Here is a 21909-nt window from a genome sequence, read left to right on the forward strand (position 1 = left end):
ATTCAGTTTTAACGCTGAAAGGGAAGCAGCTAATTCTTGAAAAATACTTAAATTTCAACATTCCCACAAGAAATCATTGCATATAAATCAATAATTTAACATTAATTCACACCAACAACTTACACAAGTCTTTTGCTCAGCCAAAAAAATTAAAAACTGGTTTATGATGCATTGCAACAGTTCGATTAAGTGTTTTTTCTAAGCTTGCTTCGGCCTGTGTCATTTGGCCTCAGCGATCCTGTTTTTGCCAAGTGAATGCGTGGCCCCTTATTTGAAAGATTCACTATGCTTTATCAATTTCACGAGCTCAATCGCGCCTTTCTGAATCCCCTGACTCAATGGGCAGAAGCATCTTCAAAACTGTTCACCAATCCGGTCTCACCCTTGGCGCACTCGCCTTATTCGCAGCGCATAGCAGCAGGCTATGAACTATTGTTCCGCCTGGGCAAAGACTATGAAAAACCAGAATTCGGTATTACGTCTACCACCATAGACAAACAAGAAGTCGAAATCGCGCAAAGCACCGCCGTCATCAAGCCTTTCTGCAAATTGCTGCACTTTAAAAAAGTCCTGAGCGACAAAGAACTGACAAAACTGAACCAGCCAAAAGTATTACTGGTTGCTCCTCTGTCTGGTCACCACTCAACGCTGTTGCGCGATACTGTACGCGGCTTGTTGCCCAAGCATGATGTGTATATCACTGACTGGACTGATGCACGCATGGTGCCCTTGTCTGCTGGCCCTTTCCATCTGCATGATTATATTTATTACGTCCAGGACTTTATCCATTACCTGGGTGCTGGTACGCATGTGATCTCCGTATGTCAACCAACTGTGCCGGTGCTTGCTGCAATATCCCTGATGGCGACTGCCAAAGATCCTTTGTTGCCAAAAACCATGACACTCATGGGTGGCCCTATTGATCCACGCAAATCACCGACTCAGGTCAACAATCTGGCGACGGAAAAGAAATTCTCCTGGTTTGAAAACACGGTTATTTACAGTGTGCCGGCAAATTATCCTGGCTATGGCCGCAAGGTTTACCCAGGCTTCTTGCAGCATACCGGCTTTGTTGCCATGAATCCTGACCGTCATGCGCAGAGTCACTGGGATTTTTACCAGCATCTGATACAGGGTGATGACGAATCAGCCGAGCAGCATCGCAAATTCTACAATGAGTACAACGCCGTACTGGATATGCCAGCTGAATACTATCTGGAAACCATTAAACTAGTTTTCCAGGAATTCCGACTGCCGACTGGCACCTGGGAAGTTGAAGGCAAGCTGGTCAGGCCGCAAGATATCAAGAACGTTGCCCTGTTCACGGTAGAAGGTGAACTTGATGATATCTCTGGCCCTGGCCAAACCCAGGCGGCCCATGATTTGTGCATTGGCATCCCTGCCAATATGAAACAGGATTATGTCGCACCGGGCGCAGGACATTACGGCATTTTCTCTGGACGTCGCTGGCGCGATATCATTTGTCCAAAAATCGGCGAATTCATCAAGCAGCATTCTTGATCTGCCCATACCAAGCACAAGCCACGACAGTAAAAAGCGTCGTGGCTTTTTTGTTTGTGGCCTCTGGTGTTTAGGGGGATAATCACGCTCTTTATTGTACTTTTTTAACATCGTGTCAGATTCTCTCGCAGACCTGTTGGAAAACGCCCTGCCACAAACTCAGTGCACCAAATGCGGTTACCCCGCTTGCCGGCCATATGCCGAAGCCATGGCCAATGGCACCGCCAACTACAATCAATGCCCGCCAGGTGGACAGGAAGGTGTAGTACGTCTTGCCAGCATACTGGGCAAAGCTGTCATTCCACTCGATATCAGCCACGGACTTGAGCGTGAACGCCCCGTAGCCAGAATAGAAGAAGCCTACTGCATAGGCTGCACCCTGTGCATACAAGCCTGCCCAGTAGATGCAATTATCGGTGCCCCCAAGCAAATGCATAGCATCATCAATGAACTGTGTACCGGCTGCGATCTATGCGTCGCTCCTTGTCCTGTTGATTGCATCAGCATGCTACCCGTTACCACAGGCAAAACTGGCTGGGATGCCTGGAGCCAAGAACAGGCCGATCAGTCTCGCCAAGTCTATACCTTGCGCAATCAGCGCCTGATACGCGAAAAACAGGAGAATGATGATCGCCTGGCTGCTAAGGCTGCGGCCAAGCTGGTTGCACTGGAAGCTGAGCCTGCAATGAGCGCAGAAGAAATTGACAGTAAAGAACGCAAGAAAGCCATCATTGCAGCAGCCATAGAAAGAGCGCGCATTAAAAAACTGCAAGCGCAATCCGAAGATAAAGTAGAAGGTGATAAAGAATGAATGCAGCAAAGCGCCAGGTCATTTTTGAACGTTTGCGACAACAAGATCCTCACCCAACTACAGAACTGGAATACACAACGCCATTTGAATTACTGATTGCTGTGCTGCTATCGGCACAGGCCACTGATGTGTCAGTGAACAAAGCGACACGCCTGCTTTATCCGGCAGCCAACACCCCCCAGAAAATCCATGCGCTGGGTGTAGATGGACTGATTCCGTACATACAAACCATAGGCCTGTTCCGGACCAAGGCCAAGAATGTCATCGAAACTTGCCGCATCCTGATGACTGAACACAACAGCGAAGTGCCGCGCCAGCGCGAAGCTCTTGAAGCCCTGCCTGGCGTTGGCAGGAAGACCGCCAACGTGGTCATGAATACGGCATTTGGTGAACCGACTATCGCCGTGGATACACACATTTTCCGCGTATCCAACCGCACTGGCATTGCGCCGGGTAAGAATGTTGATATTGTTGAACAGAAGCTAATGAAATTTGTACCAGCAGAATTCAAGCAAGATGCACATCACTGGTTGATACTGCATGGCCGTTACACTTGTATCGCCAGAAAACCCAAGTGCTGGAATTGCATGATTGCCGATCTCTGTGAGTTCAAGCAAAAAACACCACTACCTGAAACGGTGTAAGCTACCGACAAGGCACCAATTCAAAAATAAAGAGCCCGCAAGAATAATTGCAGGCTCTTTTTACTTTAATGTCACACTACCACGCAAGATGATCAGACAATCTTGCAAGCCTCATCAAAACTCAGGCGAGGTGAGCGTGGGAAAAGTTGTTGCGCATCGCCATAACCCAGATTGCAAATGAAGTTCACTTTAACCGTGGTGCCAGCAAAAAAAGCGGCATTGAGCTTGTCTGCATCAAAACCAGACATAGGGCCACAATCCAGTCCCACTGCGCGTGCCGCGAGCATGAAGTAGGCACCTTGCAGGGATGAGTTACGGAAAGCGGTCGCATCGATATTGGACTGGTTGCCAGCGAACCACGAACGGGCATCCGCATGCGGGAATAATTGCGGCAGCTTTTCAAAAAACTCCATGTCCATGCCTATGATGGCTGTCACTGGTGCAGTCTTGGTTTTTTCAAAATTACCTTGGGAAACGCAACCCAGCAATTTTTGTTTTTCAGCATCAGACCTGACGAATACGATACGCGCTGGCGAACAATTGGCAGAAGTGGAACCCCATTTCATCAAATCATATATTTCTTGCAATTGCGTATCAGTGACTGACTTATCCAGCCAGGCATTATGCGTGCGTGCATTTGTAAACAAGGTATCGAGAGCGTCTTTGGATAACATGGAGTATTCCTTTCAAATAATCGGTGGATAATAACCCATGTCATGAAAAGCTTCAGGGCGACAAAAGAAAATACCTTTTACAATAGGCGCACTTTTTAATTTGGACCTGTTCATGTTCACCCCTAGCCAGCACGATGTACGACGTTTTTTTTGTGAAACCTTCAGGAAAACCCGCGAAAACCTGATACTGACGCCACTGGAAATCATTGCCTCTGACTGGATCAGACAGCATCCTGAGTATGATAATGACCTCGCCGATATAGAGCAGGCTCTTGAAGCCAATTACAGTGTAGACCAGGGGCAAACCAATCCGTTTTTGCATCTCTCCATGCATTTATCGATAGCTGAGCAAATCTCGGTGGATCAACCTCCAGGGGTGAAGCAGGCATTTCAGATACTGGCCAGAAAGCATCAGTCTGAGCATGAGGCACACCATGAAATCATGGAGTGCCTGGGTGAAATGATATGGAATTCACAAAGGACAGGTTTGCCGCCGGATGGGCAAGCCTATATAGAATCGTTGAAGATACGCTGCAGTTAAGTTTGGCGATGCTTACCTTAATTGCGTAAGCGCCGACAGCAAAAAAGCGAGGCCAGGCCTCGCTTTTTCATCATACATACATCTTATTTCAGTTGGTCATTCAACAATTGCAGGATTTTCTCTGCGACTGGTGATGAATCCACTTTTCCATCGCTATTATGTACCGACACATGGCTGATTTCACCATTGGCAGCATTTTTGACCAAAATACGATACTTCTGCGCATTTTTTACTGCATCAGTGGATGAGCCAAACGAGAACAAACGCGAGAAGAAGCCTTCGCTGGCACCTTTGGTCTTGGCATCAATGTCCTGATCCACATAACGGACAAAGTACAAGCCTTGCGAACGATCACGATCTTCAACAGTAAAGCCAATGCGATCCAGTGCCAGACCTACCCTGCGCCATGAGCGTTCAAATGCCTCATCTACTTCAACATAGGTTTTGCCATCGTTTTTCAGCAATTGCGAACGAGCCTTGCCTGGTGTGCTAGGCGCAGCCACAGCAGTTTTAGCTCTTTCACCATCAGTACCCAGACGCACCATCAGGCGGGACAGAAATTCTGCTTCCAAACCAGGGTCGACTGCACGAGGCGTCCATACCGTTCCATCTTTTTGTGCACCGACCAATACTTCTTGAGCGCCGCGGTGACTGATGTAGATTTCTACCTCGCCATTGGCACCACGTTCCAGACGGGTACGGAATTTGTCACGTTCGCCTGTGGAATACAGTGAGTCGAGTACTTTACCCAGAGTATTGCGGATAATGTCCTGAGGAATCTTGGCGCGATTTTCTGCCCAATCAGTTTCCATGACACCAGCTTCCTGATTCTCAACATTGATCAGGAATCCCAGTTCTTGCCAAAAGTCCTTCAACTGTGGCCATAGCGATTCAGGCGTGTCTTTTACCACCAGCCAGCGAGTTGTACCATTGCGCTCTATGCGCATATTCTGGACTTGCTTGGCTGCGATTATGCCACCGCTACCACTGCTGGCAACTTTGTTTCCTTTTTCCAGGTTATAGCCGGATGCTGTAGCACTGCTTTTGTTTGCTTCTGGGATAGAAAAACGATTGTCGCGTCGAATTTGCGTCAAATCGGGTGGCACCTCCAGGGATGCGGACGTTGTCTTACTGGCGCTTCTATAGTCGATCCTGTTTGGTTCGAGAATATTGCCGATTGAACTACAGCCAGTCAAACCTGCCAGCGCCAATGCGCCTATGATGCCGTTTTTAGCAACAAAGCTTTTTGCCATGTGAAAGTCCCTACGAATTATTATCAATTAAAACTGCGTGAAGCAAACGTGCGAGTTACCTAGCCGTTCAGGAGAAATCATTGTAGTACACCAGCTTCACGCATCGCTGCGCGAACGGTTTCATGATATTGCTCAGCCATAGTCACCAGAGGCAAACGAATACCGCTTGGTATCAGACCCATTTCCACCATCGCCCATTTCACTGGCAATGGATTGGGCTCAATAAACAATTTATTATGCAAGGGAATCATGCGGTTATTGATGGCAACAGCCTCCTTGACATCACCGCGCATGGCAGCTGCACATAATTCATGCATGGCTTTTGGAGCAACATTGGCCGTTACGGAGATATTGCCTTTGCCACCATACAACATGAGCGCGACTGCAGTTGCATCATCACCTGAATACACGGCAAAGGAAGCAGGTGCCAAGCGTATCAGGTCCGTACCGCGGGCAATATTACCAGTTGCATCCTTAACACCAATGATGCCAGGCACTTGCGCAAGGCGCAATATAGTCTCATTCGACATGTCTGCCACTGTACGGCCGGGCACATTGTATAAAATGATAGGAATATCAACAGATTCAGCAATCTTTTTGAAATGCTGATACATGCCTTCCTGGGTAGGACGGTTGTAATAAGGCACGACTTGCAAAGACGCATCGGCACCAGCCTGTTTTGCGAACTTGGTCAGGTTGATTGCTTCCTCAGTTGAATTGCCGCCAGAACCAGCAATGATAGGGATGCGCTTGTTGGCATGTTCGACCGCCACGCGTATTAATTCGCAGTGTTCCTCAACAGAAACAGTGGGAGACTCACCTGTCGTACCAACGATCACGATACCGTCTGTGCCTTCGGCGATATGCCAGTCTATCAATTTGCGCAAACATGGCAAATCAAGACTGCCATCTGCATGCATGGGGGTTACGATCGCAACCAGACTACCCTGAATCTTTGTCATGTTAATGCAAGAAAAAAGTAAAACCCTGATTGTAGCGGATACACTGCTAATCTGGGCGCAAATAGCTGGAATAAGCCTCTAAACTTGTGAGCATTTGCTTCAAAGCCGATCCAAAACAGTGATCTTTCCAGTCTTTCTGGCACAAATACGCTGCACCATGCCTGGTTTGGGCTGCTCTACATAGCCATCCTCGTAAGCAATAACGCTCATCTCCACCTGGGAGTTAGACTGCATTTGCGCGAGAAGTTCGCCGTGACGTAACAAAAAAGCCGGATTAGAGGGTTTACCAAAATTTTCATTGCCGGCAGCAAAGGTTTCGTAAATCAAAATGCCATCTGGTTTAAGGCTGGCGAGCAAGTGCGGGAATAATGGGCGGTGCAGGTAATTGCAAACGATGATGGAAGCAAAACTATGCTCAGCAAATGGCCAATCGTAACCGGCCTCACCAGACTCTAAATCATGTAACTGTGTTTCGATACCCGCCGCATTCAAGGCAGGAAATCCCTGATCACTTTTGTCCAACCCCAGAACGGACGAACCTAGTTCACGCAAGTAAAAGCTGTTTCTACCACTACCGCAGGCCAGGTCCAACATGACCCCATTCTGCGCACTCAGCAAATGAGAAAACCGCATTAACCAGGAGGAAGCCATATCACTCTGCTGAGCACAGCTCCCATGATGTTTCACCTGCTTCGTCAATATTCCTCTCCTTCATCAAACCGCATATTTAAGTCAGCAACGCAATAAAAGGTGATGCCAGCAACTGCAAAACAAAGTTGCCAACGGTCATCACAGGAATCATCCAATATTGCAAAACATGAAGCAGGGCCAGACCTATGAGGATAAAGAAACAGTACGGCTCTATCTTTGCATACTTGTAGGCTTGCGCATGGGGCAACAAACTCAGTATGATCTGTCCGCCTGCAAGAGGTGGAATCGGCAATAAATGAAACGCAAACATGGCTAGATTGGTCAACACACCTGCTGTCGCCATTTCCTTGAAAAATGGTTCTTTGACAGACAATGCGACGAGCAGAATAGACAATAACATCCAGGCAAATCCCATCAGCAGATTAACTGCCGGACCAGACAATGCTATCCATTTCAAATTCTTTTTTGGGTCGCGCAACATGGAGTAATTGAGAGGCATGGGCTTAGCATAACCAAACAAGAATGCCCCTTGAGTCACCAGATAAAGAACCACAGGAATGACCAGCGTTCCCATGGGATCGATATGTACCACGGGATTGAAACTCAAGCGCCCTTGCGCCTTCGCAGTTGTGTCGCCAAAATAGCGCGCAGCATAACCACGCGCCGCTTCATACAGGGTAATGGCAAAAATAACAGGCAAGGCATAAACCAAAACGGTTTGTATCAATTCATTCATGTATCAGCTCTAAGTAGTTCTAAGTCGTTAGAATGCGAGAAAATTCTCAGTCGCGAGATTGGTCAGACTGACAGATTACAGCCCAAACAAGGCAACGTCCCCGCGTCCCTGACGCACAAGTTCCGGCGCATCGCCAGTCATATCTATTACCGTGGTTGGCACCAGGCTGCAAGCACCGCCATCGATGACCAGATCGACGAGTTTCGCCAGTCTTTCTCTGACCTGCTCAGGGTCGGTCAAAGGCTCTTCCTCGTCTGGCAAAATCAGGGTCGTACCCAGCAAAGGCTGCTTCAACTCTTCCAGCAAGGCATGGGTAATGGAATTTTCAGGCACGCGCAAACCTATGGTCTTGCGAGAAGGGTGACTCAGGCGGCGTGGCACCTCCTTGGTCGCCTCGAGAATAAAGGTATAAGGCCCAGGCGTGGCTGCCTTCAACATGCGGTACTGGCGATTATCAACCTTGGCATATAGAGAAATCTCAGACAGGTCACGGCAGAGCAAAGTCAGATGATGCTTTTCATCGACGCCACGGATTTTGCGCAGGCGCGTGACGGCATCCTTATCGTCCAGGTGACAAACCAGCGCATAGCAAGAATCCGTAGGCAAGGCAACGATGCCACCATTATCGATAATCTGCACTGCCTGCTTGATCAATCTCAGTTGCGGATTATCAGGATGAATTTGAAAAAATTGGCTCATAAAAAGAAGAAAGGCGGTAGCTCTGCTACCGCCACAAAATTAATTACCGAAAATTAACGCATATTCTGCAATGCGGCAATACGTTGTTCCAGCGGAGGATGGGTAGAAAACAAAGCACTCCAACCTGGTTTATCACTAATCCCTGACGCCGCCATGGATTGTGGCAATGCACCTGGCTGCAAACCACCCAGTTTTGCCAAAGCGTGCATCATGGGCTGACTGTTGCCCAGCAATTTGGCAGAACCGGCATCTGCACGAAATTCACGTTGACGGGAAAACCAGGCAACGATCATGGATGCAGCAATACCAAACACAATCTCACAAACAAACACTGTGATCATATAACCAATGCCCGGCCTGCTATCATTACCATTACGAAATACCGCTTTATCGACAACATAACCAACTACACGCGCCAGGAATACTACAAAAGTATTCACTACGCCCTGTATCAACGTCATAGTCACCATGTCGCCATTCGCGATATGGGCAACTTCATGCCCTAGTACGGCTTCAACTTCTTCCCGTGTCATACCGTTAAGCAAACCTGTAGAAACAGCTACCAGGGCCGAGTTTTTAAAAGCACCCGTGGCAAAGGCATTCGCCTCACCATTATATATCGCTACCTCGGGCATGCCGATACCGGCTCTCTCTGACAGAGCCTTAACAGTATTGACCAGCCACAACTCTGTCGATGTAGAGGGTGACTCTATGACCTTGGCACCTGTTGACCATTTTGCCATGGGCTTGCTGATCAGCAAGGAAAAAATGGCGCCCGTAAAACCCACTACCAGGGAAAAGGCCAGCAGCGTCGATAGTTGCAAACCGTTAGCCGTCAAAAACCGGTTAACGCCCAGCAAAGACAAGACCACGGACATGACGGCGACAACCGCCAGATTTGTCAGCAAAAACAGGACTATACGTTTCATGAATACCTCCACTGGGAACACACGATTCATACCCTGTTAGATATGGCTTAAGCCCGCATTTTCAAGGCTGCGTTTCAAGGTAGCGACCACTGCTCCCATACTGGCTTGGCCATTTTTGGCAAAACCGGCAAACGACCTATGTCCACTTCTGCATCTTGAGGAGAATGAAAGTCTGAGCCACGTGAAGACAGGAAGCCATAATGAGCCGCTATCCTGGTGTACTCATCATATTGATCGACCGTGTGGCTACCCGTCACTGTTTCTATTGCCAGACCACCAAGGTTTTTAAACTCAGTGAAAAAGGCATCATATGCCAGCGGACTCAGGTCATACCGTCCCGGGTGCGCCACCACCGCCATACCACCGGCGCCGCGTATCCAGCCTACTGCCTCAGACAGCGTTGCCCAGCGGTGCGGCACAAAACCTGGCTTGCCATCTGCCAGATAATGCCGGAAAACATCGGACACTGTGGCGCAAGCGCCAATCTCGACCAGGTACCGGGCAAAATGCGAACGTGAAATCAGGTCTGGATTGCCAACGTACTTAAGCGCACCTTCATAGCTATTCGCTATACCAGCCTTGCTTAACAGTTCGGCAGCCATATCGCGCGCCCGACTCTCTCGACCCGAGCGAGTGTGCGCCAAGCCGTTTACCAGATCAGGATTGGTTTCGTCGAGATTCAGTCCGACGATATGGATAGTCTTGCCAGCCCAGGTGATAGAAATTTCTACACCGGGAATATAAATCATCCCCAGATCAAGAGCCGCCTCGCGCGCCTCGGGAATGCCGCGCACCTCATCATGATCAGTCAGCGCCCATACGTCAACACCATTAGCTTTGGCACGTACGGCAAGTTGGGCTGGTGCCAGCACACCATCAGAGACGATGGAATGGCTATGCAAATCGGCATTTAGTTCTGGAGATAACATGATGAATACGATGAAAATCAGGCTGACGGTCTTCATCTTTTCCCCGGACTGCCTGTTTTAGCCAGGAATTACTTGCCTATACACCGCCTTCTGCAAGTATTGTACTCTTCGTGACAGGATCGTGCTGCACTGCACGATCCTTTGTTTTTATGGCATGACTTACAGTTTCATCTCTACACGCAAAGTCCAGGTGGTGTAGGTTTTGGATGTGTTGTAGTCAAGACGGTTGAGTGAATCAGAGTTAATGATGCTGCCGCTCTCATAATCATTGGCCCGCAGATTATTGGCAGACAAACGCACTTGCAAGTTCGGGTTGAATTTCCACAAGCCATACAGATCAAGCTGACGCTTTATACCTGTCTGATTGATCTGGATATTGCTGCTTTGTATCTCATAGGCAGGCGTCCAGTTGATATTGCCACCTACCGTCAGCGCGGTGCCTGTCGGACGATAGTCCAGCCCAAAATTTGCAGTTTGCGTAGGCTGCTGATCAAGGCGATTGTTTGGCCCCTGAATATCATCCACACTGGACCAGAAATGACTGTAGTTGCTGCGCACATCAATAGCCGGGCCATCAGGGAAAAATTCCTGCAGTTGAAATTTCGCTTCCAGCTCTATGCCTTTGGTCGTTGCATGACCGATATTCACAGGCTTGGACACCTGACGTGGCTTGTACTTGCCATCAGCCGGATCCAAAACTTGAACTTCCTCTGTGTTTCTGCGAATCAGATTATCAATATTTCTTACAAAGAAGTTGGCGCTTATGATGCCGGCCCTTGTCAAGTAATGTTCATAGGCGATATCAATGCCCTTGGACAGTTCTGGTTTCAGGTATGGATTGCCAGTGCGATCAGGGCGAAAAACACTGTTCTGATTGGAAATACTGGTCACAGCAATCAAATCATTCAATGCTGGCGCACGATAACTTTGCGTCAGACTGGCTCTGATCTGATCTTTGCCAGCACCAGGAATACGCCAGACGCCATGTAAGACTGGGCTCCAGACACTGCTGGCATTTTCTATTGACTGCCCCGCAACGATGCTGCTGGTTCTGATGCCCTCCCAGCGCAAACCTGCGTAGGCAGAAAACTGTGCGTTGATATCAAACTCATCTTGCGCAAAAACAGCCAGTCGGCGGGTATTTGCATCCAGGTTATCACCAGACTCTGCAAACTGCGCCTTGCCATTATTCAGTGAAATACGGGTCTGGCTGCGCTTGCCCATTTCCATGTCCCAACCTGCTGCCAAAGTGTGGCCTTCGCCATAGGGCATGGTGAATTTACCACCGGTATTGATACTGCTGTCCCGGGTATTGTTGACGTCGCTGATTACATCTATCTGCTTGCCATTCTTATCAAACTGGTAGCGCAAGGAATTGCTTTCCATCTTGCCGAGACCACCACCAAATCTGATATTCAGTTTCGAGTTACCCTCGAACTTATGCTGCCAGTTAGCAAAACCACGCAAGAATGTTGTTTCCGAACGAGCAGATCCGGTTGCCACTGCAAAATCCTCAACAGTATTCGTATTAAGGTCTGCTTTAGGAGAGCGATAAATTTCGTTGACCGTGCTTTGAGTACTGGAATCACTCCGTGAATTCATCAGGAACGGCTGCATCATCAAGGTATCGCCATTTTCAAATTTGTAGTTGAAACGCGGTGTTAAATGAATGCCGGTCGTTTTGCGATTGGTTTGATCATATTGATCTTGTATCAATGTATCACCTCCATTCTGGTTTTTTTCATTAGTCAACGTACTACCATCATCATGCTGGCGATTCTGAAAAACAGAACCACTCAAGGCATACGACAAACTACCAATTTCACCAGGCACGGTCAGCGATACATTCGGTGCCAGCCTGCCTTCTTCATAAGCCAGGGACAATTTCAGGTCGATATCTTTTTGCTTATATTCTTCTCGCAAGACTATGTTGATCGTGCCGGCAATTGCCTGGGTACTATATTCAGCAACCGAGCCACGGATAATTTCTATGCGCTCCACCTGGTCAGGTGTCAGGCTATCCATGGAAAAACCACGGGGTGCTCTTTCGCCATTCAGCAATATCTGGGTATAGCCATTACCCATACCGCGCATGCGTATGTCACCACCACGGCCAGGACGCCCGCCCACTGTTACACCGGGCAAACGTTTAAGCACGTCGCCGATGCTGCTGTCACCATTCCTATCCAATTCTTCCCGGCCAAAAATAATCTTGGCAGCTGTTGATTGACGGCGCGCTTCCTGATCAGTACGACCACCGCTGATGGTGACCTTCTGAACCCCGTCATTCGTTGAAGGCGCAACTATTTTCTTGTCGTCAGACTTTGCTTTTGCTTTGACCTTGGCATCTTGCGTGGTTTCTTCCAAATTTTTAGCAGGCTCGGATGAAGTTGTTTGCGCATACGCAAATGAACTTACCGAGAAAGCACTGGCGACTGTCAGTGTCAGAGTACGCAATCTTAATTTTGGATACATAGGTTTCAAACATAAAAACACAACACTCATGAGCGCAAGCAAGTCCTGCGCTCTCATGTCGAGATTGTATTTTTAAGCAAGCCTGAATACCAGCGAAGGCCGCTCCATATTTGTATGGAATTGAAACAACATGTCTGTGTCAGTTACTTTGCGATACCCGACAACAATGACGGTTAATCAGCCTCTGCGAAAACGCCATAACGCAATAACACCAAAAAAAACCGTGAAAGCCAATTGCACACCAACTGCAGGCAAGGCAGCATCGAGCCCCAGCCCACGCCAGGTCATGGCATCCAGACCGTCCACCGCCCAGCGCGTAGGCACAACCAACGTCGCGGTTTGCAGCCACTGCGGAAACATGAACGATGGCATCCAGGCGCCACTCAGCATAACCATAATCAGAGTCGCGAATACTGAAATCCCACGCGCTGCTTCTGGCGTTTTACCAAAGGCGGCGATCAATAAACCAAAGCTGGCGGCCATAAGCGAGAATGAAATGACCACAGCAATAAACCCCGGCAAACTCCCTGCAATTTGCACTTTAAACACCAGAACAGCGACCAGGAAGATGAAACACATGAGGAAACAGGCAATCAATGCACAAGACAGTGCCCTGGCAATCAGCACAGTGTTCAAGCCTACCGGTGCTGCCAACAAGCGGCTCCATAAACCCTGGCGCCTGGCCAGCAGTATGCCTATGCCAGCATCAATCGCCATGAATAAAATAAACTGTACGCTCATGCCTGCAAAAGAGTGTGCGTAGCCATTATATTTATTGGTAATGGGATCGCCCGCAGTCATCACCTGATCCTTTGTAACAAATGGCATGCTCAATCCGGCATTTGCATTTGCAACCGCTGACGAGCTTGCGGCACCTACATCCTTACCTGCCTGCTGACTGAGCTGGAATTTTTTCAGGCTGCCAAGAAAGTCATGCAATTCTCCGGCACCTTTATTGCTCATATCCACTTCCTCCAGGTCTTGCAAGGTCTGGTCAACAAAGTTGCTGCCGCTTTTACCATTGAACATTTCAGCACTGACGCTTTGCATGACTTGCTGCGTCAGCATGCCCTTAACCATCGCCAGAACTGCTGTTTGCGAAGGATCATAGAAAATGGCAAGTTCCGGTTTTTCCTTGCCACCGAATAATGCCCCGCCTGCATGCTCGCCAAATCTCTCAGGTATAAGCACTGCCATGTTCAGTTTACCCTTCAATACCAGGGCCTTGGCCTCTTCCAATGGCAGTTCTTTGACCAGTAGAGTAGGCTCGTCTTTCAGGCCTTTTAGTATTTTTTGACTGATGACATGATTATCCTGACTGATTACTGCGATCTCTATTTTTGCCGCATCTTTAGTGTCCTTGCCACCAGTGACAAATCCAAAGAAGGCTCCCAACAAGATAGGCATCACCAAATTGAGTAACAAGGCGCGCCGGTCTACCAAAAACAGTATCAGGTCTTTCCGGATCAATGCAATCAAGGCGGTCATCATCATCCCTCAGTAATTTGCGTTGTTACAGTATGGATTTAAGCAACATGATTTTAATCGCGCAGACTACGTCCAGTCAGCGTCAGAAATACCGCTTCCAGATTGGTCTTCGCAGTCGCAAAATGACTGGTCTTATAACCCGCTTTGGCAAGCCAGTTGAGCAAACTCAGGGCCACTTCATGTTCAGTCAGCGCCACATCCAGATGCTTGCCATGGTCAGACATATGTACGCTGTCCACGCCGGGCAAGACACTCAGGGCTGCCACATCTGTCTCTGCAATTGCGGTCAGCAAATCCAGCTTTAGTGCCGCTTTTGCGGGCAGGCGACGATACAGGTCTGCTGGCGTTTCATTGGCAATGACTTTGCCGTGGTCGATAATCACGATGTGGTCAGCCAGCCGCTCGACCTCCTCCATGTAATGACTGGTGTAGATCAGCGTACGGCCTTGTGATTTCAATACTTCCAGGCTATCAAAAATCGCATTGCGACTTTGTGGATCAACACCTACTGTAGGTTCATCGAGTATCAACAATTCAGGATCATGCAAAAGTGCTGCCGCTATATTCAGGCGGCGCTTCATCCCACCAGAAAACGTGGATGGCTTGTCACCGGCCCTATCGAGCAGATTAACCAGATCCAGCACGGCATCGCAACGCTGCTGCAACTTACTACCAGACAATGCATACAAAGCACCGAATAATTTCAGGTTTTCTCTGGCCGACAGGTCTTCATACAGCGCCAAATCTTGCGGCACAAGGCCAATCTTGAATTTGACGGCATTATTACCCGCCCCCATCGTTTGCCCATCCAGCAACACCTTACCCTGATCTGGCTGCAACAAGCCACAAATCATGCTGACCGTGGTTGATTTACCTGCACCATTCGGCCCCAGCAAACCCAAAGTTTGCCCGCGCACAACAGAAAAAGAAACATCATCAACAACCTTACGAGCAGCATAAGCCTTGGTCAAGTGTTGCACATCCAGCAGCGCGCTTGTCATGAGAATGCCTTTGTTGAAGAAGCAGTGCAGACAATGGTAGTGCAAACGATGCTTTTACTGCAAACAAGTCTGAAAACTACGAGCCAGTTAGCAACAAGTTTTTACATTAAGGCATGAAATTCATTGAAGAACACTAGATTTATCATTTCCCCACTCACCTGCAATGAAAAAAGCCTGCACATTCAAATGTGCAGGCTTTCACCGCGTTACCAAATCCTGAACCAGCTTAACTCACGTAACCCATCAATCTGTGACGGCCAGATTCAAGTTCAATTGCGAACGCAGCAAGTCCTCCGTGTCAGGACGTGGGCTATTGCGTGCCGTTTCCAGTTTGTCGAGATATGCTGGCGTGACATCACCAGTGATGTAGAAACCATCAAAGCATGAAGCTTCTATGTTTTTCAACCGCGGATTAACATCAGAAATCGAACGTTTCATGGCAGCGACATCCTGATACACCAGGGCGTCCGCTGTGATTTCGCGGCAAACTTCTTCTTCGCTACGGCCATAGGCGATCAGCTCACTGCGGGTAGGCATGTCGATACCGTAGACGTTAGGGAATTGCACCGGAGGGGCAGCAGAAGCAAAAATCACGCGCTTGGCACCGGATTCCCGCGCCATTTGCACGATTTCACGACTGGTAGTTCCCCGGACGATGGAATCATCGACCAGCAAGACGCTCTTGCCCTTGAATTCAGAACCAATTGCGTTCAACTTTTGACGCACTGATTTGCGGCGTACAGCCTGGCCAGGCATCATGAAGGTGCGGCCTATATACCGATTCTTGATGAAGCCTTCTCGATAATCCAAGTTCAGTTTCAGTGCCAGTTCCATTGCCGACGGTCGGGAAGAATCTGGGATAGGCATGACCACATCAATTTCACCATCACGAAATTGATTGCGCACTTTCTCGGCCAGATACTCACCCATTTTCAAACGGGTCAGATACACCGAAGCGCCATCGATAATGGAATCAGGACGAGCCAGATAGACATATTCAAATGCACATGGATTCAAACTAGGATTGTCAGCACATTGCTGGGTGTGCAGCTTGCCATCCATGTCGATGAACAAGGCTTCACCCGGTTCAACATCACGCAGGAACTTGAAGCCCAGACCTTCGAGAGCAACAGATTCGCTGGCGATCATGTATTCTGCACCGCTTTCAGTTTGTGAGACGCCGATGCAAAGGGGGCGAATACCAAAAGGATCACGAAAAGCCAGCAAACCATAGCCTGAGATTTGTGCCACGACAGCATAGGAACCGCGTACACGCCTGTGCAGCATGGATACCGCACGAAACAGACCTTCAGGGTCCAGCGAATAACCACTGGTGACTTCCTGTATCTGATGCGCCAGGATATTGAGCAAGACTTCAGAGTCAGAATCCGTATTCAGATGACGGCGATCATTCTTGAATAGCTCAATCTTCAACTCTACTGCATTGGTCAGGTTACCATTGTGTGCCAGCACGATACCAAAGGGTGCATTGACATAAAAAGGTTGCGCTTCTTCTTCGCTGGTAGAACCCGCAGTTGGATAACGCACCTGGCCGATACCGACATTACCCGGCAAAGAACGCATATTGCGGGTACGGAATACGTCACGCACCAGACCATTCGCTTTGTGCATGGCGAACTTATTACCATGATTTGTTGCGATACCGGCTGCATCCTGACCGCGGTGCTGCAACAGCAGTAGCGCGTCATAAATCAATTGATTGACAGGATTATTTGAGAATACGCCTACGATGCCACACATGGTGGACTCCTAAAAAAAACAATTAAAACTTTACATGCTCCGAAACAGAGGTCGGCAACAGCGGTATCACTGTGCGCGCTGCAGTTTCTGCGAGAGGGCTGAGCCAGGCTTCGGTCCAGAATGCCTGCTGCGGTATGGAGGTCATACCGCAGAGCAAAACCCCCGCCAACACCAGAATACAACCCCGTGCCAGGCCAAATAAGCCACCCAGACCACGATCGGCCAGAGTCAGGCCACTGGCCTTGATCAAGGCATCCACTGCCAACATGATCAGCGCCATAATCAGACGCACACCAATAAACAAGGCAATGAAGGCCACGATCAGACGCAACATTTGTCCAGGTACGACAGATGGCAACCAGGTCGCCAATACATCACTATAGGCATTGGCAATCACAAATGCGACTATCCAGCTAAGTAGCGACAAAATTTCTTTAATCAAGCCGCGCAGTGTGCTGATGACAATAGAACAAACCAGAATCAGCAGCACAAGATAATCAAACACGGTCACGCCAGATATTCCTTACTCATTCAGTTAGGTGGCAGGCTGGCACTCAGGCCCAGCTTGCTTAATTTGGCGCGCATTTTATCCGCCTCCTCTTTGGAAGCAAAGGGGCCTACCCTGACTCTTATCACTTCACCATTCGTCGTTATTATCTTTTGTGTATAAGAGTGGATATTGGCAGCATTCAGCTTGGCTTGTACTTCATCCACTTTGGCTTGGGTAGAAAATGCACCCGCCTGTACTGCGTAAGATGATTTTTCAACTGACTTTTCAGCCGCTTCAGGTTTGCTGACTACAGGCTTGGCTACTGGTGGCGCTTTACCCTCAAGTATGGCCAGTGCACGGGCAGCCTCGTCGTCAGCGTTGCCAGGTTTGGCAACAACAGGCTTGACTTCAGATTTAACTGGCTTGACGTCACCTTTCACTTCACTCTTCGCAGTTGCGGCTTCTTTCTCCACCGGCTTTGGAGGAGTTTGCAGTGGCTTTACCTCAACTTTTGGCTCAGGTTTGGTATCCACTTTCGCAAGTGACTTGGTTTCGGTTTTTATTTCAGGCTTGACCTGCGCTGCAGGCTGAGCTGTGGCTGCATTGGTAGCGGCAGTGGCCGTTTTTATCTGCCTGTCCGTATTTTCATTGCCAGCAACTTTGTTTTTTGGCAAAGACGGTACTTCTATGATTTCTTCGGGAGGTTCAGGTGACAACGGATTCTTTGCCTTTGGCACAACTACATCAGTATCCCCCACCTTGTCCTTGGATGGGATACGGATACTGATATCGTCGGCCAAAGGCTTGGGGTCAGAATCCAGTATCATAGGCAAGCCTATGATGGCCGCCAGTGCCAAAGCAACAGCACCTATCAGGCGGCGTCTGGCACGTTTTTTCTCGGGCAGTATGGGGTCGTTGACCTTGGAGCGCCTTCTGGGCTCGGCCTTCTTTGTCCTGGAACGAGTTTCGATACTCTCTTCTTCGGCGCGGGAACGGAATTCGCCACTATCCTGAGTATCGGAAGTTTCTTGCTTCTGTGTAAAACGCGAGAGCAAACCCATGTGCAAATTTCTGGTTAGTTAGCCAAAGGGCTTGTCATCAACAAACCCTCTGGCAAAAACATCAATGGAGTGCCGAACGGCGGGCGCGCATCACACCTGCAACCGTCAGGAAAGATCCAAAGACCACTATTCTATCATTTTCGCCCGCTTTGCTGATGGCTGCCGAATAAGCCTGCTCTGGCGTATCGAAACCAGTAACAGTTTTTTCGGTATCTGCCAGCGCGCCAGCGGCGATCAGCTTGTCTTTCAATATCTCAACTGGGGCCGCCCGCGGCAAAGGCAAGGCCGTGACACACCAGTGATCTACTTTATCTTTCAGTTGCGCAATCACGCCATCGATATCCTTATCGAGCATGGAACCAAATACTGCGTAGGTATAGGCATGGAAACCCATATTGTCGAGATTTTGCGAGAGCGTAGCCGCTGCATGCGGGTTATGCGCCACATCCAGCACCACGGTCGGGCGACCTGGCATGACCTGAAAACGCCCTGGCAAATCCACCATCACCAAACCGGTACGAACTTCTTGCGCGCCTACTGGCAACGCCAGCTTCAATGCTTCCAGCGTGGCCAATACAGCAGACGCATTCAGGAGCTGGTTGGCACCTCGCAAGCTGGGATAGCCAAGGGAATTGCGGCGCTGGTTACGGCCAGCAAAATTCCACTGTTGCTTGTCGCCGTTATAGTTGAAATCACGACCGAACAACCACAAATCAGCACCTATGGTATTCGCATGATCAATCAGGGACTGGGGTGGCAAAGGGTCACCGCAAATGGCTGCCTTACCCGGGCGGAAGATACCGGCTTTTTCAAAGCCTATCTTTTCCCGGGTATCACCGAGATAATCGATATGGTCGATATCGATGCTGGTAACAATGGAGACATCGGCATCTATGACGTTCACGGCATCGAGACGACCACCTAGGCCGACTTCGAGGATCACTACGTCAAGTTTGGCGTCTGCCAGCAATTTGCAGATTGCCAGGGTGGTAAATTCAAAGTAGGTAAGCGAGATATCGCTACGTGCTTCTTCAACGGCATTGAAAGTGGAGATAAAAACATCGTCCTTCACCATTTCGCCATTAATACGGGCACGCTCATTGAAATCGAGGAAATGCGGCTTGCTGTACAAACCCACACGATAGCCAGCTTGCATCAACACCGCTTCCAACATGGCACAGGTGGAGCCTTTGCCATTCGTGCCAGCCACCATAATGACGGGGCAATCATAGTGAATGGAAAGTTTGTTCTTGACCGCAGCAACGCGATCGAGGCCCATATCAATTTCTTTGGAATGGCGGGTTTCAAGTACGGCCAACCAATCAGCCAGGGTGGCAGGTAAATTTGTCATAAGATAAAAAAAGCCCGAACAAAATGCTTCGGGCTTATTGGATATTCACTATAAATCAGGATGATACTGCTTCAGCAGGCTGGTTTTGCAACAAAGCCAGCAAACGCGCGATTTCTTCACGCATCTTGCGACGGTCAACGATCATGTCGATGGCGCCTTTTTGTAGCAGGAATTCAGAACGCTGGAAGCCTTCCGGCAATTTTTCACGCACAGTGTTTTCAATCACGCGCGGACCAGCAAAGCCAATCAATGCCTTGGGTTCGGCAATCACCACGTCGCCGAGGAAGGCGAAAGAAGCCGACACACCACCCATGGTAGGGTCAGTCAACACAGAGATGAAAGGCAACCTCTTTTCAGACAGCTTGGTCAACATGGATGTGGTTTTTGCCATCTGCATGAGGGACAGCAAGCCCTCTTGCATACGTGCACCACCAGTGGCGGTAAAGCAAATGAAAGGCACCTTTTGCTCCAGTGCCGCTTGCGCGCCACGTACAAAACGCTCACCAACAACGGAACCCATGGAGCCGCCCATGAATTCAAACTCAAAGCAAGCTACAACAACAGGCACCGCCATAATGGAACCGCCCATGACGACCATAGCATCAGTTTCACCAGTAGTTTCCAGTGCATCTTTGAGGCGATCAGGGTACTTTTTGCTGTCTTTGAATTTCAGTGTATCGATAGGCAATACTTCCTGGCCGATTTCATAACGACCACCTGCATCGAGCAAGGCATCGAGGCGCTCACGTGCACCTATACGCAAATGATGGCTGCATTTTGGGCAAACATGGATATTGGCTTCCAGATCAGAACGGTAAAGCACCGCTTCGCAAGAGGGACACTTGACCCACAAACCTTCGGGAATCGACTTACGATTTGCAGATTCCGAGCGTTGTATACGCGGTGGCAACAGTTTTTCTAACCAACTCATGTTTTCTCCTTATGGCCGCCAGGCTGTCTTTTTAACAACCCGGCATCAGGTTCATTCTGGTAAAAGAACCAGTCAGGCGCGTATTTTACTCGTCCAAAGCCTGTCTGACACCAGAAATAAAGCTTTTCACTGCAGCAACTGCGTTTTCACGCGGAGTATTTTCCAGTTCCTGGATGATACGCGAGCCTATCACCACCGCATCCGACGCTGTGGAAATGGCTTTCGCCGTCGCACCATCACGTATGCCAAAGCCCACGCCTACTGGCACTTTGACATGCTTTCTGATGCGCGGGATCATGGCGGCAACTGCATCCAGATCAAGCGCGCCAGAACCGGTGACACCCTTCAGCGACACATAATACACATAACCACTGGCAATTTTACCAACTTGCGCAATGCGTTCATCGGTAGATGTCGGTGCCAGCAAGAAAATCGTATCCATACCCTGTTGCTGCATTTTACTTGCAAATTCTTCACATTCTTCCGGCGGGTAATCGACTACCAGCACACCATCCACCCCAACTTCAGCTGCCTTGGCGATGAAGGTATCCTGGCCCATGCGCTCTATAGGATTAGCATATCCCATGAGCACAACTGGTGTCTTTTGATTACTTTGACGGAATTCGCGGACGAATTGTAATACATCTCGCAAGCCAACTCCAAATTGCAATGCCCTCTCCGACGCGCGCTGTATCACAGGGCCGTCTGCCATCGGGTCAGAAAACGGCACACCCAACTCGATAATATCGGCCCCACCCTCGACCAGGGCATGCATCAAAGGCACCGTTATTTCAGGCGCTGGGTCACCTGCAGTGATGAAAGGGATTAAACCCTTTTTATTACTTGCTGCCAATGCAGCCATGGTATTTTGAATTCTTGACATCTTGTCTGTCCTTTTTGATGCGCTACCAACAACGCAATGGCATCAATCTAAATCCTTGGAAATGAAGACATGCAGGCAGCATCTCTACATGGATATCCCTGCACGTTTGCTCAAGGGC

Annotated in this window: 21 protein-coding genes; 4 read left to right on the forward strand and 17 right to left on the reverse strand. The window is 49.0% G+C overall.

From position 1 onward, the window contains the following. The first annotated feature begins 285 nt into the window (after positions 1-285). The 3 genes from H8L47_RS02670 to nth all read left to right on the forward strand — a co-directional run bounded on the left by H8L47_RS02670 (position 286) and on the right by nth (position 2976). On the forward strand, positions 286-1521 hold the full coding sequence (locus H8L47_RS02670) for a polyhydroxyalkanoate depolymerase (protein WP_186951678.1): 1236 nt from the start codon (positions 286-288) through the stop codon (positions 1519-1521). Between the two features lie 112 nt (positions 1522-1633). Continuing rightward, positions 1634-2332, forward strand: a complete 699-nt coding sequence (gene rsxB, locus H8L47_RS02675) for an electron transport complex subunit RsxB (RefSeq protein ID WP_329605403.1) — start codon at positions 1634-1636, stop codon at positions 2330-2332. Then, entirely contained in the window at positions 2329-2976 is a 648-nt protein-coding gene (nth, locus tag H8L47_RS02680) for an endonuclease III (protein ID WP_186951680.1), read from the forward strand. Before rsxB ends, nth begins: the two co-directional genes overlap by 4 nt. A 92-nt stretch (positions 2977-3068) precedes the next feature. On the opposite strand, the gene H8L47_RS02685 is transcribed toward nth, so the two are convergent. Next, complete coding sequence (locus H8L47_RS02685; RefSeq protein ID WP_186951681.1) at positions 3069-3650, reverse strand: malonic semialdehyde reductase; 582 nt, start codon at positions 3648-3650, stop codon at positions 3069-3071. A 112-nt stretch (positions 3651-3762) separates the two neighbouring features. Between H8L47_RS02685 and H8L47_RS02690 the strand changes: the two genes are divergently transcribed. Continuing rightward, positions 3763-4191 (forward strand): DUF1841 family protein, encoded by a 429-nt coding sequence (locus H8L47_RS02690; RefSeq protein ID WP_186951682.1) that lies wholly within the window; start codon positions 3763-3765, stop codon positions 4189-4191. An 83-nt stretch (positions 4192-4274) separates the two neighbouring features. Here the strand turns inward: H8L47_RS02690 and bamC are convergent, their stop codons facing one another. The 16 genes from bamC to trpA form a co-directional block, all read right to left on the reverse strand. Further along, positions 4275-5444: an outer membrane protein assembly factor BamC gene (bamC, locus tag H8L47_RS02695; RefSeq protein ID WP_186951683.1), complete on the reverse strand. Its 1170-nt coding sequence runs from the start codon at positions 5442-5444 to the stop codon at positions 4275-4277. Positions 5445-5521: 77 nt separating this feature from the next. After that, positions 5522-6406: a 4-hydroxy-tetrahydrodipicolinate synthase gene (dapA, locus tag H8L47_RS02700; protein WP_186951684.1), complete on the reverse strand. Its 885-nt coding sequence runs from the start codon at positions 6404-6406 to the stop codon at positions 5522-5524. A gap of 99 nt (positions 6407-6505) precedes the next feature. Continuing rightward, positions 6506-7105 carry a class I SAM-dependent methyltransferase gene (locus H8L47_RS02705; protein WP_230413548.1) on the reverse strand — a complete coding sequence of 200 codons (600 nt, stop codon included), beginning with the start codon at positions 7103-7105 and terminating at the stop codon, positions 6506-6508. Positions 7106-7133: 28 nt separating this feature from the next. Beyond that, positions 7134-7793 carry a site-2 protease family protein gene (locus H8L47_RS02710; RefSeq protein WP_186951685.1) on the reverse strand — a complete coding sequence of 220 codons (660 nt, stop codon included), beginning with the start codon at positions 7791-7793 and terminating at the stop codon, positions 7134-7136. Between the two features lie 75 nt (positions 7794-7868). Further along, positions 7869-8492, reverse strand: a complete 624-nt coding sequence (locus H8L47_RS02715) for an L-threonylcarbamoyladenylate synthase (RefSeq protein ID WP_186951686.1) — start codon at positions 8490-8492, stop codon at positions 7869-7871. A 53-nt stretch (positions 8493-8545) separates the two neighbouring features. Then, positions 8546-9421, reverse strand: a complete 876-nt coding sequence (gene htpX / locus H8L47_RS02720; RefSeq protein ID WP_186951687.1) for a protease HtpX — start codon at positions 9419-9421, stop codon at positions 8546-8548. Positions 9422-9495: 74 nt separating this feature from the next. After that, positions 9496-10386, reverse strand: coding sequence for a 3',5'-nucleoside bisphosphate phosphatase (locus H8L47_RS02725; protein ID WP_230413549.1), 891 nt, complete (start codon positions 10384-10386; stop codon positions 9496-9498). Positions 10387-10509: 123 nt separating this feature from the next. Further along, positions 10510-12825 carry a TonB-dependent receptor plug domain-containing protein gene (locus tag H8L47_RS02730; RefSeq protein ID WP_186951688.1) on the reverse strand — a complete coding sequence of 772 codons (2316 nt, stop codon included), beginning with the start codon at positions 12823-12825 and terminating at the stop codon, positions 10510-10512. A gap of 177 nt (positions 12826-13002) precedes the next feature. Then, a complete protein-coding gene (locus H8L47_RS02735) occupies positions 13003-14313 on the reverse strand; it encodes an ABC transporter permease (protein WP_186951689.1) in 1311 nt (436 codons plus the stop codon). Between the two features lie 53 nt (positions 14314-14366). Then, positions 14367-15314, reverse strand: a complete 948-nt coding sequence (locus H8L47_RS02740) for an ABC transporter ATP-binding protein (RefSeq protein WP_186951690.1) — start codon at positions 15312-15314, stop codon at positions 14367-14369. Positions 15315-15557: 243 nt separating this feature from the next. After that, positions 15558-17075, reverse strand: coding sequence for an amidophosphoribosyltransferase (gene purF, locus H8L47_RS02745; protein ID WP_186951691.1), 1518 nt, complete (start codon positions 17073-17075; stop codon positions 15558-15560). Positions 17076-17097: 22 nt separating this feature from the next. After that, positions 17098-17586 (reverse strand): CvpA family protein, encoded by a 489-nt coding sequence (locus H8L47_RS02750; RefSeq protein WP_186951692.1) that lies wholly within the window; start codon positions 17584-17586, stop codon positions 17098-17100. 20 nt (positions 17587-17606) lie between these two features. Beyond that, entirely contained in the window at positions 17607-18626 is a 1020-nt protein-coding gene (locus H8L47_RS02755) for an SPOR domain-containing protein (RefSeq protein WP_186951693.1), read from the reverse strand. A gap of 61 nt (positions 18627-18687) precedes the next feature. After that, a complete protein-coding gene (gene folC, locus H8L47_RS02760) occupies positions 18688-19977 on the reverse strand; it encodes a bifunctional tetrahydrofolate synthase/dihydrofolate synthase (protein WP_186951694.1) in 1290 nt (429 codons plus the stop codon). Between the two features lie 55 nt (positions 19978-20032). Next, complete coding sequence (gene accD / locus H8L47_RS02765) at positions 20033-20908, reverse strand: acetyl-CoA carboxylase, carboxyltransferase subunit beta (protein ID WP_186951695.1); 876 nt, start codon at positions 20906-20908, stop codon at positions 20033-20035. A gap of 85 nt (positions 20909-20993) precedes the next feature. Further along, a complete protein-coding gene (gene trpA / locus H8L47_RS02770; protein WP_186951696.1) occupies positions 20994-21791 on the reverse strand; it encodes a tryptophan synthase subunit alpha in 798 nt (265 codons plus the stop codon). Positions 21792-21909 lie beyond the last annotated feature (118 nt).

Origin of the sequence: Undibacterium umbellatum, from assembly GCF_014284125.1 — a bacterium.
GTDB classification, from domain to species: Bacteria; Pseudomonadota; Gammaproteobacteria; order Burkholderiales; family Burkholderiaceae_D; genus Undibacterium; species Undibacterium umbellatum.